General features: G+C 39.2%; 16 protein-coding genes. 5 read left to right on the plus strand and 11 right to left on the minus strand.

What is annotated here, in order from left to right; translation table 11 throughout:
• The 7 genes from tatC to I6F40_RS15875 all read right to left on the minus strand — a co-directional run bounded on the left by tatC (window position 1) and on the right by I6F40_RS15875 (window position 5,585).
• Complete coding sequence (tatC, locus tag I6F40_RS15845) at window positions 1-741, minus strand: twin-arginine translocase subunit TatC (RefSeq protein WP_004334958.1); 741 nt, start codon at window positions 739-741, stop codon at window positions 1-3.
• A gap of 48 nt (window positions 742-789) precedes the next feature.
• Window positions 790-1,122: a Sec-independent protein translocase protein TatB gene (gene tatB, locus I6F40_RS15850; RefSeq protein ID WP_024599713.1), complete on the minus strand. Its 333-nt coding sequence runs from the start codon at window positions 1,120-1,122 to the stop codon at window positions 790-792.
• Window positions 1,123-1,127: 5 nt separating this feature from the next.
• Window positions 1,128-1,376, minus strand: coding sequence for a Sec-independent protein translocase subunit TatA (tatA, locus tag I6F40_RS15855; protein ID WP_149594401.1), 249 nt, complete (start codon window positions 1,374-1,376; stop codon window positions 1,128-1,130).
• An 80-nt stretch (window positions 1,377-1,456) separates the two neighbouring features.
• On the minus strand, window positions 1,457-3,058 hold the full coding sequence (gene ubiB / locus I6F40_RS15860; RefSeq protein WP_166378591.1) for a ubiquinone biosynthesis regulatory protein kinase UbiB: 1,602 nt from the start codon (window positions 3,056-3,058) through the stop codon (window positions 1,457-1,459).
• Window positions 3,059-3,067: 9 nt separating this feature from the next.
• Entirely contained in the window at window positions 3,068-3,748 is a 681-nt protein-coding gene (locus tag I6F40_RS15865; protein WP_197193193.1) for a ubiquinone biosynthesis accessory factor UbiJ, read from the minus strand.
• A gap of 11 nt (window positions 3,749-3,759) precedes the next feature.
• Window positions 3,760-4,515 carry a bifunctional demethylmenaquinone methyltransferase/2-methoxy-6-polyprenyl-1,4-benzoquinol methylase UbiE gene (gene ubiE, locus I6F40_RS15870; RefSeq protein WP_024589468.1) on the minus strand — a complete coding sequence of 252 codons (756 nt, stop codon included), beginning with the start codon at window positions 4,513-4,515 and terminating at the stop codon, window positions 3,760-3,762.
• Window positions 4,516-4,598: 83 nt separating this feature from the next.
• Window positions 4,599-5,585 (minus strand): GGDEF domain-containing protein, encoded by a 987-nt coding sequence (locus I6F40_RS15875; protein WP_166378651.1) that lies wholly within the window; start codon window positions 5,583-5,585, stop codon window positions 4,599-4,601.
• A 332-nt stretch (window positions 5,586-5,917) separates the two neighbouring features.
• Between I6F40_RS15875 and I6F40_RS15880 the strand changes: the two genes are divergently transcribed.
• Together I6F40_RS15880 and I6F40_RS15885 are read left to right on the plus strand one after the other, a co-directional pair.
• Window positions 5,918-7,696: a DUF885 domain-containing protein gene (locus I6F40_RS15880; protein ID WP_166378587.1), complete on the plus strand. Its 1,779-nt coding sequence runs from the start codon at window positions 5,918-5,920 to the stop codon at window positions 7,694-7,696.
• A 112-nt stretch (window positions 7,697-7,808) separates the two neighbouring features.
• Window positions 7,809-9,275: an FMN-binding glutamate synthase family protein gene (locus I6F40_RS15885; RefSeq protein WP_007579865.1), complete on the plus strand. Its 1,467-nt coding sequence runs from the start codon at window positions 7,809-7,811 to the stop codon at window positions 9,273-9,275.
• 40 nt (window positions 9,276-9,315) lie between these two features.
• On the opposite strand, the gene mtnK is transcribed toward I6F40_RS15885, so the two are convergent.
• Entirely contained in the window at window positions 9,316-10,533 is a 1,218-nt protein-coding gene (gene mtnK, locus I6F40_RS15890; RefSeq protein WP_166378585.1) for an S-methyl-5-thioribose kinase, read from the minus strand.
• A gap of 129 nt (window positions 10,534-10,662) precedes the next feature.
• Here mtnK and mtnA point away from each other — a divergent pair, with 129 nt between their 5' ends.
• Complete coding sequence (gene mtnA / locus I6F40_RS15895; protein ID WP_166378584.1) at window positions 10,663-11,688, plus strand: S-methyl-5-thioribose-1-phosphate isomerase; 1,026 nt, start codon at window positions 10,663-10,665, stop codon at window positions 11,686-11,688.
• Window positions 11,689-11,751: 63 nt separating this feature from the next.
• On the opposite strand, the gene I6F40_RS15900 is transcribed toward mtnA, so the two are convergent.
• Genes I6F40_RS15900 through I6F40_RS15910 form a run of 3 tightly spaced genes read right to left on the minus strand, consistent with a single transcriptional unit; the run spans window position 11,752 to window position 13,603 of the window.
• Window positions 11,752-12,294 (minus strand): 1,2-dihydroxy-3-keto-5-methylthiopentene dioxygenase, encoded by a 543-nt coding sequence (locus tag I6F40_RS15900; protein WP_166378582.1) that lies wholly within the window; start codon window positions 12,292-12,294, stop codon window positions 11,752-11,754.
• The gene (gene mtnC / locus I6F40_RS15905; RefSeq protein WP_101217509.1) at window positions 12,291-12,977 is read right to left on the minus strand and encodes an acireductone synthase; all 687 of its coding nucleotides are present in this window, start codon (window positions 12,975-12,977) and stop codon (window positions 12,291-12,293) included. The genes I6F40_RS15900 and mtnC overlap by 4 nt, the downstream gene beginning before the upstream one ends.
• Window positions 12,974-13,603: a methylthioribulose 1-phosphate dehydratase gene (locus I6F40_RS15910; protein ID WP_166378580.1), complete on the minus strand. Its 630-nt coding sequence runs from the start codon at window positions 13,601-13,603 to the stop codon at window positions 12,974-12,976. Before I6F40_RS15910 ends, mtnC begins: the two co-directional genes overlap by 4 nt.
• 108 nt (window positions 13,604-13,711) lie before the next feature.
• On the opposite strand from I6F40_RS15910, the gene I6F40_RS15915 reads away from it, so the two are divergent.
• The gene (locus tag I6F40_RS15915) at window positions 13,712-14,854 is read left to right on the plus strand and encodes a methionine aminotransferase (protein WP_166378578.1); all 1,143 of its coding nucleotides are present in this window, start codon (window positions 13,712-13,714) and stop codon (window positions 14,852-14,854) included.
• The gene (locus I6F40_RS15920; protein WP_010555461.1) at window positions 14,842-15,615 is read left to right on the plus strand and encodes an amidohydrolase; all 774 of its coding nucleotides are present in this window, start codon (window positions 14,842-14,844) and stop codon (window positions 15,613-15,615) included. The genes I6F40_RS15915 and I6F40_RS15920 overlap by 13 nt, the downstream gene beginning before the upstream one ends.
• Window positions 15,616-15,620: the final 5 nt, after the last annotated feature.

Raw genomic sequence — 15,620 nt, forward strand, 5'->3', positions numbered from 1 at the left:
TTATTCCTCAGATTCTTTTTGTGGTTTGGCGGTATAAAATTTTGCTAAAATTAAACCTAGTTCAAACAGAAGAAGCATCGGAAATGCTAATAATGTTTGTGATAATACATCAGGCGGTGTTAAAAACATCGCGACTACAAAAACACCCACCACGATATAAGGGCGCTTCTCTTTTAAGCTTTTTGTTGTAGTTGCCCCACTCCAACATAGCAGCATAATTGCCACTGGAATTTCGAAAGCGACACCAAATGCAAAAAACAGTTTTAATACAAATCCTAAATAGCTACTTATGTCGGGCGCAAGGGTCATCATTTCGGGGCCGGTACTTGTAAAAAAACCCAAAATAATTGGCAGAACTACAAAATAACAAAAGGCTATACCGCCATAAAATAATATTATACTTGAGGCAAGAATAGGCATAAGCATTTTCTTTTCGTGCTGATATAAACCTGGTGCTATAAATCCCCAAACCTGATGCAATATCCACGGGATCGACGCAAATAAAGCGACAAATAAAGTAAGTTTGAAAGGTGCAAAAAAGGGGGCCGTTACATCGGTCGCAATCATGGTTGCAGTGCTTGGCAAATGCGAAACTAACGGTTGTGCAACAAAGGCATAAATATCATTCGCAAAATATACTATGGCAATGAAAATAACAAAAATGCTTAATAGTGCTTTTATTAGCCGATCACGCAACTCAATTAAATGAGCTACAAACCCCGATTTTACTTCCTCAGCCATTATTTTTTATACCATGTAGTAAGTTGACCACAAAGTGAGAGATAAATTTCACTTTTTTTCATCAAGTTGTTGGTTATTTGATGTATCAGGTTGTTTTTTCTTGTAGCTGTGAGTAACTGACTCAGCTGCTTTTTGTAGCTCTGTTAACGAGCTTTGTAGCTCGGGGCTTAAATCTTTTAGTTCTTGTTGTTCTGCTTTTTTAAGGTTTTCGTGAAGTTCATGAATACGCAGTTCTTCACTTACTTCGGCTTTTACCGAGTTAGCAAGTGATTTAGCGGTTTTAACCCATTTACTCACTGTTCTAATAGCAACAGGTAAGCGCTCAGGGCCGAGCACCACTAAGCCAACAATAAAAATAACAACAAGCTCCCACATCCCCATACTAATTAAACCTTATTGCTATCTTTGCTTTTTTCAGTATTGGTTGAGTCGTCAACGGTGCTTTTTTCTGATTGTTGAATTTGCTCTGATTTTTCTTGCTCACTCGCTTGATCATCCGACATTGCTTTTTTGAAGCCTTTAACAGCGCCTCCAATATCACCACCCATACCGCGTAGTTTTTTTGTGCCGAAAAGTAAAACTATGATCGCCAAAACAATTAATAATTGCCAAATACTAATACCACCAAAACCCATGGTTTTCTCCAATATGTAAAATGGTTAAATGTCTATCTTAAATACTAATTATACGCCCAATAGCGTAAATAGCACTCAGTTTATGCGCTGCGCCATGCCGCTATAAAGCTAATAGCCGATAAGCTTATTGCAATACTTGCAGCTATTAAATCGTGTTGTAAATAACAAAGTGTTGCCATAATCATTGTAGCACTACCAAATAAACTCAATATTAAAGGTTTATGAGATACCTTTTGTTCTTGAGGTTGAATGTGTGGTGTACGCTTTAAATTTTGATAAATTAGATCAGGTAACTCAGGCATTTTTTCAGCCCAAAATGGCAAGTTAGCATACATTTGCTTCAGTACTGATAGCGGTCCAACTTGTTGCTTTACCCAGTCTTCTAAAAAGGGCTTAGCTGTTTTCCATAAGTCGAGTTGCGGGTAAAGCTGACGCCCTAATCCTTCAACGTATAATAAAGTTTTTTGTAGTAGTACTAATTGCGGCTGTACCTGCATGTTAAAACGACGTGCAGTATTAAATAGATTTACGAGCACGTGACCAAATGAAATTTCAGCTAAGGGTTTATTAAATATAGGCTCGCAAACCGTGCGAATCGCAAATTCAAATTCTTCAATGCTAGTATCTGGTGGTACCCAACCTGAATCAACGTGTAGCTGTGCAACTTGGCGATAATCACGATTAAAAAAGGCGATAAAGTTTTCAGCTAAATAGCGTTTATCTTCTTTGCTTAACGTACCAACTATACCGCAATCAATACCGATATACATTGGGTTTTCAGGGTGCTCGCGAGAGACGAATATATTGCCTGGGTGCATATCCGCATGAAAAAAGCTGTCTCTAAACACCTGCGTAAAAAACACTTCTACGCCGCGCTCAGCCAATAACTTCATATTGGTGTTTTGTGCCATAAGCGCATCTTTATCAGAGACGGGTATGCCGTAAATACGCTCCATTACTAGGACATTACTACGGCTATAATCACTGTAAACTGAAGGGATATACAATGAATCAGAGCCCTCAAAATTGCGCTTAAGCTGAATGCCATTGGCACCTTCGCGCATTAAGTCGAGCTCGTCTAAGAGTGTTTTTTTGTATTCTTTGACTACTTCAACGGGGCGCAGGCGTTTTGATTCGTTATGGACTTTTGCAAGTACCTTTGCGAGCTTTTCCATCAGCGCTAAATCGGCATTAATTTGATCGTAAATATTGGGTCTAATAACCTTAATTACGACATCTTGCTCAATGCTTTGCTCATCAATAAGCTTTGCTGTATGTACTTGCGCTATGGATGCAGAAGCCAGTGGAGTTTGTGAAAACTCACTAAACAATTCACTTATATCGTTAATTTCGAGCGCTTTTTCTATGATTTTTTGTGCAAGTGCGCCTTCAAATGGCTGAACTTGATCTTGTAAAAACGCAAGCTCTAAAGCGATATCATGAGGGAGTAAGTCACGACGGGTAGAGAGCATTTGGCCAAATTTGATCCAAACAGGACCAAGCTCTTGCAATGCTAAACGTAAACGTAGCCCCGCAGGTTTTTCTTTGTGCTGATTACGCAACCAAAACAAACTGCCACGAGCTACCTTACCAAACCAAGGTATCTTATGTTTTGGAATTAGTTCGTCTAGCCCATAGCTAAGTAACGTTTTGGTGATGTTATACAAACGTGCAGTCGACACAAAAAATCCTTAGCGGGTGTTTGAAGGTAAAAAAGAGTTTAACAGAGCATCTATACGCTGCTCAACAGCAGCTACTTGACCTTTGAGTTCTCTATTTTTTTGTTTAAATTGCTCAAGTTCTAATGGATGAATAGTAATTGCGAGCTCATCTTGGCATAAACTTGTAAGCATTGTACTTATTTTAGTATTGGTTTTGCTGCTCTTTTGTTTTAGTTTTTTTAAGTGCAGATATAACTGCTGAGCGGGGGTATCGCCAATGTATCTAGAGAGCTGTTCAGGCCAATCAATATCAATGCCTGAAAACGCATTGCTATAAGTTTGCGCAATATTTAAATCGCCTTGTAAGTCGAGCTTATCTTGGCGAATTAACTGGGTAAGCATAGCTGGGTTTTTAAGTGCTAAAAGCGTGTCTATGTCTGCGCTGATCATACAATCTGCGTCTTCATTATTTTGAGCACTGTATAAGTGTAATTGCTCAGCGCTATAAACAAGTTGGATGCTTTGTTGCCAATCTCTTACTTCAACCACTAAGCGCTGATGTTTAACTGCGCTTAGCTTTTGGGATAATTGTGGGTCAAGGCTAAGTGCTTGATTTAGTACACGCTCAATAAGCGAAAGTACAAAATTAGGTAACATAAAAAATTCAGATGGCATTGCATCATTATTTTTTGTTATTTTCTCAAGCGCCATAGCTGCTAGCCTTAATATTTAAAACCACGATGCAGCGCAACAATTCCGCCTGTTAGGTTTTGGTATGTTGTTTGCTCAAAGCCTGCATCTTCCATCATCGCTTTTAGCGTGTCTTGATCTGGATGCATACGAATAGATTCAGCTAAATACTTATACGATTCACTGTCGTTAGCAACTAGTTTACCCATTGTAGGCAATAAATTAAATGAGTAAAAATCGTAAGCTTTACTAAGTACGTCATGCTCTGGTTTTGAAAACTCTAAAACAAGTAAACGACCACCTGGCTTTAAAATGCGGTACATAGAGCGCAGAGCTTTGTCTTTATCGGTAACATTACGTAAACCAAAGGCAATAGTGATCACATCAAAACTATTATCTGGGAATGGCAGCATTTCAGCATTCATTTGTACGTAGTCGATATTGCCCACTAACCCAAGATTATGTAGTTTTTCACGACCAACCTTAAGCATAGATGAGTTTATATCACCTAAGACAACTTGACCCGTTTCGCCAACTAATTGACTAAACTTTGCCGTTAAGTCGCCAGTGCCACCGGCTAAATCGAGTACATGATGGCCTTTACGAACACCTGAGCTTGCAATAGTTTGACGTTTCCATAAACGATGCACACCAAAAGACATTAAATCATTCATTACATCGTATTTTGCAGCTACTGAGTGAAATACATCAGCAACCATAGAAGCTTTATCGTTCTCGGCTACTGTTTTATAACCAAAATGCGTGGTCTTTTGTTCGGTTTCGTTCATGATTAACCTCTATCGTGACAAGAGAGGTTAGTGTACTTTATTGTACGCAGTAGGTGCAATTTGAATATGATTTATCAGGTAATTTATTGCCCAGCAGTGTAGCTACTTTGCCCTAATGAATGTGCTTTAAAAGCTGCATGAGATGCTTTTTTTGCTAACTGATTAAAATCATCTTCTTGCTGATGCTGAGCAATTCCTAGTGATAAGCCAATAATAGGTAGTTTAATGCCTGTTTTTGAACTAACAAAGCGAAGCTTTTCGACTCCATTTCGGACTTTCTCAGCAATAACATTGGCTGTTTCTGGGTCTATGTCAGCGAGTAAAACGGTAAATTGATCTTTAGCTGTACGGCCAGGTAAACCACTTTGAAAAACATATTTTTGTACTTGTTTGGCTACTTTATTCAAAATGACTTCACCAATAATATCACCGTGATTTTCAGTAAAGTGATCAAGGTTATCTATTTGAATCGCTATGGCGCAGATAGATTTTTGTTGATTTTTCCATACTTGGGTTTGTTGTGTTAAGTAATGGCGCTTATAAAGCCCTGTTTGGCTATCAACAATATATTGTTTTCGAAGTTGTGTTAGCTGCTTTTGTGTTTTTTCGTGTAGCTGTTTAGCTTTACTTAATTCTTGCTTAAATTGTCTGTGTTGGTTTAGTAATTCAGTGGTTTGGTTATTGAGAGTATTTAATGCTTGTTGGCTTTGTTCTATATTATTTTCATCAAGGGTATGTACACACTCGTTGATTTTCCCAGCAAAACGGACTATCTGTTTTTCAGTTATTTGAGCGTTGTGTGAGAGTGAATTTATAACACCATCAACATTTTTAATCATGCTAACTTGCGCTGTGTGACCGGTATTTAAAAACTCAGAATGTAGTTGTTCAATTAGAATACTATCTATATTGTCTTCAACAGCGATAGCGCGGTCTAAAGCTTTATTCAGCTTAAGATTAATTTGGCTGGTATAAGTATAAATAACTTGATAATTGAGCGGTGTAGGAGGAAGTGCATAGCGCTCTAAAAAAACACACACTTTGGTCATTTTTTCTTGTGCAATAGCCATGGAATCATGGAACATCATTTTAAATACCAACTAAGTACGAATAAGTGCAAATTTGAAATATCTCATTCCATGAGTCGGTTATGCATCCAAGCTTTTTATTATTTTTTATACAGTAATCATTATTCGGGCTATTTAAAAGCAAAAACGATAGTTAGGGAACTTAAATTTTATTTTAGCAGCCTAATTGCTGTTTTTCTCATCAATTAGGCTGGTTTTTACCTCTATTAACGTATGTAGCATTATTTCAGTATGCTAGTTTGTCTCATTTACTTGCTATTTATGTAGCCTACGATAGTTTTATGCAATCAATTGCGTTATCAAGTTAAATAATAATGAATCTTTTTTTACCGAAAATACTTCGCCAACCTCTTTTTGGCATAACAGTTTTATGCTCACTAAGTGCATGTCAAATAACGACACCCAATGCGAATGAGCAATTTACTCAAGTTGCACAATCTATTGTTGAATATAGAGAAAGCATTAGTCCTTATAGTAGTTCGAAAGGGATTGATGGTTATCTATTAGCAAATTTATCACCAGAATTTTTAGCGCAGCAATATAAAAATAAAACGCAATTATTAGCTAATTTAGATGCCCTAGACGCAGCCCAGCTTAGTGACGAAAATCAAATTAACTTAAGTATTATTCGTGCTCAGGTACAAAATAGCGTGGACGAGTATGTGTTTAACGCACATTACATGCCGCTTACATCAGAATATGGTTTTCATTCAGGGTTGTCGAATATCATCAACAGCTCTCAATACAAAGAAGAGCAAGATTTCGAGACATATCTCGCACGTTTGTCGCAAATACCGCGATTTTTTGAACAGAACATACATTGGATGAAAAAAGGGCTCGAAACGGGCCTCACCCAACCAAAAGCTGTATTAAATGGGTACGAAGACTCTATAAGTACATATATTGTTGATGATGTAACTCAATCAGAATTTTATAAACCGTTTTTAACTAATAGTGCAAGCTTAAGCGAGAGTGATTTTTATGCACTTCAACAACAAGCCAAAACAGTTTTAAAAAATAAAGTAATACCAGCATATAAAGGCTACCTAAGGTTTTTCACTGAGCAGTATCAATCGGGTGCTCGCACAAGTATTGGTATTTCAGAAACTCCTAACGGTAAAGCTTTTTATAAAAACCGTGCTAAGTACTACACCACTACCGATATGACACCTAAAGAGATTCACGAACTTGGCTTAAAAGAAGTTGCACGAATTCGTAGTGAAATGGAAGACGTGATAGCAGAAGTAGGTTTTAAAGGCACGTTTGCCGAATTTATCCACTTTTTACGCACTGACCCACAATTTTACGCCACAACACCAGAGCAACTTTTAAAAGAAGCATCTTATATTGCTAAAAAAATGGATGCACAACTGCCTAAGTTATTTCATACCTTACCACGCAAACCTTATGGTGTAGCACCTGTACCGGCCAGTATTGCACCTAAATACACAACCGGTCGATATTCAGGCTCTAATCGAGATGATGAAGCAGGGTATTATTGGGTAAATACTTACGCTTTAGATAAGCGCCCTTTGTATGTTTTAGAAGCATTAACGCTGCACGAAGCAGTGCCTGGCCATCATTTACAAATATCACTTAATGCAGAGCTTGAAAATCTGCCGAGCTATCGTCGTGATGCTTACCTCTCGGCATTTGGTGAAGGTTGGGGGCTTTACTCTGAGTATTTAGGTTTAGAAGTAGGCTTTTACCAAGACCCATATAGCCGTTTTGGTCGTTTAACGTATGAAATGTGGCGAGCAGCGCGTTTAGTTGTTGATACGGGTATGCATATGTATGGCTGGAGCAGAGAGCGCGCCATGAACTTTATGAGCGAAAACACAGCGCTTTCGTTGCATAACGTTAAAACAGAAACTGACCGTTATATATCGTGGCCTGCTCAGGCATTGTCATACAAAATAGGTGAGCTTACTATTAAGCGTTTACGCATTGAGGCAGAGCAAGCGCTAGGAAAAAGCTTTGATATTCGTGAATTTCATCATCAAATATTACGCCATGGTTCAGTGCCTTTATCGGTACTTGAAACGCAAGTGCGTTTATATATAAAAGCAGAGTTAGCTAAACAACAGAATTAGATATAAGGCAGTTAAAGCCTTGAACAAATAAAAGTGTTATGTCATTTTGGTGGTATAGCACTTTTTTATTTTAAAAACAGTCATCAAGGGGCCTTGGGTGAGTAATTTTATAATGTTTAGTATTGATGTATTTGCAAGTATGTTTATTGTTGTTTTAGGGTTATTGGTTTTAATCGTTGTCGTTTTTTATATTCGAGATGTAACACAAACCAAGCATGCAATTAGACGTAATTACCCTGTTATTGGTCGCTTTCGATATTTTTTTGAACGCCAAGGTGAGTTTTTTAGACAGTACTTTTTTGCTCAAGATAGAGAAGAAATGCCGTTTAACCGCGCTGAGCGTAGTTGGGTTTATCGTGCAGCAAAAGATGTTGACCGTACGGCTGCATTCGGCTCCACGCAAAGCTTAGAAGTAACAGGTACGGTTATGTTTATGAACTGTGCATTTCCTACTTTAGATGAAGAAGCGCTCGACCCGAGTAATGTTACTTTGGGTCCATACTGTAAAACACCTTACACAACCAACTCGTTATTCAATGTATCTGGTATGAGTTTTGGCGCGCTTTCAAAGCCAGCTGTACGAGCTCTGTCTAAAGGCGCTAAATTGGCAGGTTGTTGGATGAACACCGGTGAAGGGGGATTGAGTCCTTATCACTTAGAAGGTGGTGCCGATTTAGTGTTTCAGATTGGTACAGCTAAATATGGTGCACGAGACGAGCATGGAAATTTAAGTACCGAAAAGCTAAAAGAAATTGCGGCACATGAACAAGTAAAAATGTTTGAGCTTAAAATGAGCCAAGGTGCTAAACCAGGTAAAGGCGGTATGTTACCAGGGCGCAAAGTTAACGCCGAAATTGCTAAAATTAGGGGAATTCCCGAAGGGCAAGATTCTATTAGTCCCAATGGTCATCCTGAAATTAAAAACCCAGCCGATATTCTCGATATGATTGCCACTGTGCGTAACGCGACAGGTAAGCCTACAGGCTTTAAGGCGGTAATTGGTGCTTACGGATGGTTAGAAACGTTGTTCGCTGAAATAAACCATCGTGGTATAGAGTCCGCGCCTGACTTTATTACCATAGATAGTGCTGATGGTGGTACGGGCGCTGCACCACAACCGCTTATGGACTCAGTGGGTTTACCACTTCGTGAAAGTTTACCGCTTGTGGTTAACATGCTTGAAAAACATGGGCTGCGAGATCGTATTAAAATAATCGCCTCAGGTAAATTAATTGTCCCTTCAAAGGTGGCTTGGGCGTTAGCGCTGGGTGCTGATTTTGTTGTATCGGCTCGAGGGCATATGTTTGCACTGGGCTGTATTCAGGCAATGCAATGTAATAAAGATACCTGTCCGACCGGGATCACTACGCATAACGAGCGTTTGCAACGCGGCTTAAATGTAGCTGATAAAGCGCAACGAGTAGCTAACTATAATAAATACATTCATTACGGAGCTGGGCTAATAGCCCATTCTTGTGGTGTGACTAGTGCACGCGAATTAAAACGTGAACATGTACGTATAGTGCAAGAAAGTGGTTTATCAGAACCGCTCGATAAAATTTACGAAAACTACAAGTAAGTTTTTAACTAACTAAAAAAGGCGCTAATAGCGCCTTTTTTTAGTTTAATTGGCTTATTAATAAACTAAAAAATGCTTCTTTGTTGTCGCATGTTTGGGCATTTAAAATAAGTTGCTCGCCTAGTGCTAATGTTTGTTTTTGCACTATAAGACGCGCCTTCTCATCACCAATACTATCTATATCGGTTACATGTGCGAGTCCTATGGTACGCCTAATTAACTCAGCACCACAGTAACCAATGGCGTCTTGCAATACGCCTTTTATAAAGTATTCACCGTAGCCTGTAACCTTTAGCGCATTATCAGTAGTGTGCTCATTTATAAGCGTAAGCCAATGTTGTTCAAATAAGGTATAGCATTCAACAAGGGTGCTTAATAAGTGGGTTTGATAATTACGACGAGCCAAAAAATCTTTAATATGCCCGTATTGTGCGCAGTAATTTAAAAGTAAATTACCAATAAAAGAGCCAATATCGAACCCAGCAGGACCAAAAAAACCAAACTCAGGATCGATCATCTTTGTATTATTACAATCAACAAAAATACTGCCGCTATGCATATCACCATGGAGTAATGTTTGCGGGTTAGATAAAAAATTAGCTTTTAATTTTGCTATTTCTAACTTTAATGCGCTGTTTTTTTGTATTGCATCAACTTCGCTTTGTAGTTGCTCTGGGTAGTTATTGCGTTCGTGCTCAATGTACGGATCGCTAAAAAATAAGTCTTCAGTGATTTGGCAAAGCTCAGGGTTAGTAAATTGGCTAACGAGCGCTTTTTTAGTTTGTGCGGTTAAATAAAAATCTGAATTATAAAAACCAGTATGGCTTAAGTAGGTAGCTACGTGCTGCGCTAATTTAGGAAATTGCTCAGCATTATTTTGTGCAGTTCGCAGTATTTGTAAATTACCTAAATCTTCTAAAATAGTCAGTGCTTGCATTTCACTATAATGTAAAACCCTAGCAGTATAAGTTGGGCAAATAGCGCCATGATTAAGCAAAACTTGTGCTTCTATACGAGCTCTATCAAGCGTTAATGGCCACGACTCACCCACGCAACGAGCGTAAGGCAGAGCTTGCTTTAAAATAACACTATTGTTTTGCTCATCAGTAATTCTAAATACTAAATTAAGATTGCCATCACCAAACTCATATGCCGATAAGGCTTGTCCGGGAGCAAAAAAATTACATTGTTTAGATTCAATTAATGTCGATACATAATCGATAGCGCGCTGTGCATTAAAAGCAACATAGTTAGTCATGGTTTAAATCTCAAAAATCAGCTTTTAAGCATTCTATACCTTTAAATGTTTAGATGTCTATAAGTCCAACTTGAGAGTTATTCAAAGTGGTGTAAAATAACGTTACGCATTTTTAATACCTTAAGCATTATGCAAAATTTAATCGCAAGCAGTTTAAAATATGAAAACGGGTCGCTTAGTGTGCTCGACCAATATTTACTACCTCACCAGCAGGTATGGCATCAATGCCATGATGTAGAAACCATGAAAGAGCTGATCATTAGTTTAAAAGTACGTGGAGCTCCACTTATTGGTTTAAGCGCGAGCTTGTTAGTGGCGTATTTAGCTGAGCAAGGGGTAGTTAAAGGTGAGCTTGAAAAAGCAATCAATGAGCTAGAAGCCACTCGCCCAACGGCGGTTAATTTAATGCATTGTATGGCGGCATTGCGTAAAGCTTTAACGCAAAGCGATTATGTTGCCGGTATTGTTACCACAGCCGAGCGGTTGTTTATTGAAGATATTGAGCTGTGTGAGCGAATGGCAAGCCGTGGCGCCGAACTTATAAATAGTGGCGACAACATATTAACTCATTGCAATACAGGGGCGCTTGCAACCGCTGGTATTGGTACTGCACTAGGTGTTATCTATAAAGCGCAGCAAAAGCATGGCAACATACATGTGTGGGTTGATGAAACACGACCATTATTACAAGGCGGTCGCTTAACTGCCTTTGAGCTTGAGCGCTGGAAAATACCTTACACTCTAATTTGCGATAATATGGCGGCAAGTTTAATAGCTGCAGGTAAGGTGGATAAAATAGTGGTAGGGGCTGATCGTATTGCTGCCAATGGTGATTTTGCTAATAAAGTGGGCACTTATAATTTAGCCGTACTTGCATATTTTCATAACATTCCATTTTATGTGGTCGCGCCTATTACCACGCTTGATACCAACACCGCGTGTGGTGATGATATAGAAATAGAGCAACGTAATCCTCAAGAAGTGCGCGGAGTTAGCGGTAGCTTTGGCGAGGCTTTATGGGCGCCCACTAATGCTAATGTATATAACCCAGCATTTGATATAACGCCGGCAAAACTGGTTACAGGATGGGTGTTAGACACTGGTGTGTACAACCAAAATCAGGTTGAAAATGGCGAACTTTTAAAGCTTAAGTAACTTCGCGATATTTTTGGTCCACGTTATGTTTATTAGTGTGGACCAAGGTTTTGAATGACTAACTTACGATAATAGCGGAAATTGCTCTGCAATAGACGAGTCAGTACTTTTTGCTACCCAGCCCTCTGTATTGTTAAATAAGCGAATGGCAGTAAACTCAGGAGCGCTTCCCATATCAAACCAATGCGGGGTAAGTTCAGGCACTGAAATTAAATCGCCTTGTTGGCAAAGTACCTGATAAACCTTATTGTCTAAATGTAGGCAAAATAGCCCTTGGCCTTTTACAAAAAAACGTACTTCGTCTTCACTATGAGTATGTTCAAAGAAAAACTTTTTGCGCAGCTCTGATGCGCCAAGATTACCTTTAGCTAGAGATATAACGTCTACTGTTTGATAGCCATTTTTGATTTTTAACCGATCTATATCGTTTTTGTACGCACTAATAATTTGCTCATGGGTGGTGTGCTCATTAATATCTGCATTTGCTTGCCACTGTTCAAAACGTACGTTTACTTTAGCTAGTTGCTTTGCAATATCATCAGCATTTGATGTGCTTACAAGTGCTTTGTTTGCATCGTTGTCGGCATATATTGTTAATTGGCTCATACTAATTGCTCCAATTTAAATTGGCTAAAGTCATTAATATAAGGGTGTGCTTTAGTGCTTGCTTGCCCATCACGAATTAAATGTAGTGTTTTTAAGCCCGCAGCCTGCGCGGCATCAAGCTCGCCGGCTACATCACTTAAAAAGAGTATTTCTGCTGCTTTAAACGGTAACAGATCAACAATAGTGTTATAGGCTATTTGCTCTTGTTTTGCGCCAACTTTGGTGTCAAAAAAGTCAGTAAACAAGCTGCGAATGTCGCCATAATCACTGTATTTAAAAAGTAGCTGCTGCGCTTTTACCGACCCTGATGAGTACACATATAAAGTAATATCGTTGTTGTGTTGAGCTTGTAAAAAATCAAATGCATCTGGGTATAAATGACCTTTAAAATCGCCGTGTTCATACCCTGTTTGCCAAATTAAGCCTTGTAACTGCTTAAGTGGAGTGATTTTTTTATCTTCATCAATCCAGGTAAGTAAAGTGCTAATGACTTCTTCTATATCGGCGTTTGGCTTTTCGATAAAGGCTTTTACGGCACTAATTTGCTCGGCTACATCTGGCTTATTAGCATTGGCACGTACAAAGGTAGGTAACTGTTTTGCCGCGTAAGGAAACAACACCTCTTTAACAAACGAGATGCGGGTTATTGTGCCTTCGATGTCGGTTAAAATAGCTTTAATCATTTAGTTACTCCCGCTTGAATACCTATTATTTTTAGGCGCTCTAGTTCGCAGCTAAATAAAAATTCTAAGGCTTCTAGGTGGCGGCGAACTTCATCAATATTGCGCCCTACTGCATATAAGCCATGACCACGTATCAGTACGCCGTGCTCTATCGGCGTATGTAAGTGATGGTCACTGACCAGCAGGCTTAATCGGTCAATATCTTGATCGTTATCGAAAATAGGAATGCTCAGCGTTTCTAAATGCGAAGTAAAGCCGCTCAGTGCTTTTTGCATTTCATAGCCTGTTAAATCAAGCTGATGCCTTTGGGTAATTTGCGACAGTACGGTGGCGGCTACAGAGTGAGTATGCAAAACACACTGTGCATCAGGTATAAGCTGATACAAACTTAGGTGTAATTGTGTTTCTGCCGATGGCTTTACAGATCCAGCTAGGCGCTCGCCTTGGTGATCTAATTGCAAAAAATGCTCTTGCGTAAGTAAGCCTTTATCGTGCCCACTTGCCGTAACAACAAAGCCAGTGCTAGTACGAGCTGAAAAATTTCCACCTGTTGCGGGTACCCAGCCTTTTTGGCTAACCCATTTTCCGGCTTCAATAAGTTGTGAAATAGCGGTATTGTTTTGCATACATTCCTCACTAATGAGCGTAAAGTTAATTATTTTTAGACGGCTATACCTCTGTTTTAAGCAATGATAGCATCGCTTTAAGCGCAAAACCATCATTAAGGGCATCACGTGTTTGAAAGTAAATTACCAAATTTAGGCGTTAGTATATTTAGCCAAATGAGTGGGTTGGCTAATGAGTTTTCGGCAATTAATCTCTCTCAAGGCTTTCCTGAGTTTGATGCTCCTGATCTTTTAAAAACGCAGTTAAATTATTATGTGCAGCAGGGCGTTAATCAATATTCACCTTCAAGTGGTGTACCACGATTACAGCAACAAATTGCTGATTTAGCAAAGCGCAAATATGCAGCTGATATAAACGCGGCTGATCAAGTTACTGTTACCTCGGGTGCAACAGAGGCATTGTTTGTGGCTATTCAAACAATTGTGCGCCCCAGTGATGAAGTGATTGTATTTGACCCTGCATATGACTCTTACCAACCGGCAATTGAACTCGCTGGTGGAAAGTCAGTACACATTGCTTTAAGTGCGCCAAACTACACTATTGATTGGCAAGTAGTAAGCCAAGCAATTACTAAAAATACCCGTGCAATTATTATTAATACGCCTCATAACCCAAGCGGTAAAATATTACAGCCACACGATATAAAAGAGCTTAAAGAGTTAGTTGGTACTCACAATTTGTATGTAATAAGCGATGAGGTATATGAGCACATTACGTTTGATCAGCAACCGCATTTAAGCGTATTACGCGATGATGAATTATTTGCCAAAAGCTTTGTTATATCGAGTTTTGGTAAAACGTTTCATAGCACGGGCTGGAAAATGGGTTACTGTATTGCACCTGCCGATTTAGCTGTCGAATTTAGAAAAATTCATCAGTACGTTACGTTTTCAAGTTTTACCCCTGCACAGCATGCGCTTGCCGATATGCTCGAGCAGCAAGGCGAGCATATAGATGAGCTAAGTGGGTTTTATCAGCAAAAACGTGACTTATTAGCGAGTCATTTAAGTAATAGCCGTTTTAAAATTTTGCCTAGCCAGGGCACTTACTTTTTATTGTTAGATTACAATGATGTATCGGATTTAAACGATGTTGATTTTTGCCACTGGTTAGTTGAGCAAGCAGGTGTTGCGGCTATTCCGTTAAGTGTGTTTTATCAAAAGTCCCCAACCGACAAAGTAATTCGTTTATGCTTTGCTAAAAAGGACAACACTCTCATAGAGGCTGCGCAAATATTATGTCAACTTTAACCATTACAGCATTGCAAAGCTCGCTTCATTGGCTTGATAAAGATGCTAATTTAGCCATGTTTAATAAACAACTTGAAGCAATTACGCATCAGCCCGATCTTATTTTACTGCCCGAAACATTCTCGACTGGCTTTGCTATTAATTTAGATTGTGCAGAGCCAGAAAACGGTAAAGTACTGACTTGGTTAAAGGCGCAGGCTCATAAACATAATGCGGTTATTGCCGGTTCGGTACTTGTTGCACAAGGTAGTAAAAAAGCGAATCGGTTTTATTGGGTAAAGCCCGGTGGAGAGGTGAGCTATTACGATAAGCGCCATTTATTTCGCTTAGGCAGTGAGGGCGATTACGTTGTAGCTGGGCAAGAGCGCAAAGTTTTTGAAATCAACGGCTTTAAACTATTACCACAGGTATGTTACGACCTGCGCTTTCCGGTATTTCAACGTAATAATAATGACTACGATGTAATGATAAACGTAGCAAATTGGCCTGCTGTACGCCGCCATATTTGGGATACGTTACTTATGGCGCGTGCAATGGAAAACCTGTGTTACGTAGTAGGCGTTAATCGTGTGGGTGACGACGGTAATGGTGCCTTGCACAATGGCGGTACAGCGGTATACGACTTTAAAGGCGATGCATTAACTAAAGCGCAAGATGACACCGAGCAGCTAGTTACGATAACACTTGAAAAAGCACCACTGGATGAGTTTAAAGCAGTGTTTCCTGCCTATTTAGATGCAGACCCTTTTACATTAATATAGACACG

Source organism: Pseudoalteromonas sp. SWXJ133 (assembly GCF_015864365.1).
In the GTDB taxonomy this organism is placed as follows: domain Bacteria; phylum Pseudomonadota; class Gammaproteobacteria; order Enterobacterales; family Alteromonadaceae; genus Pseudoalteromonas; species Pseudoalteromonas arctica.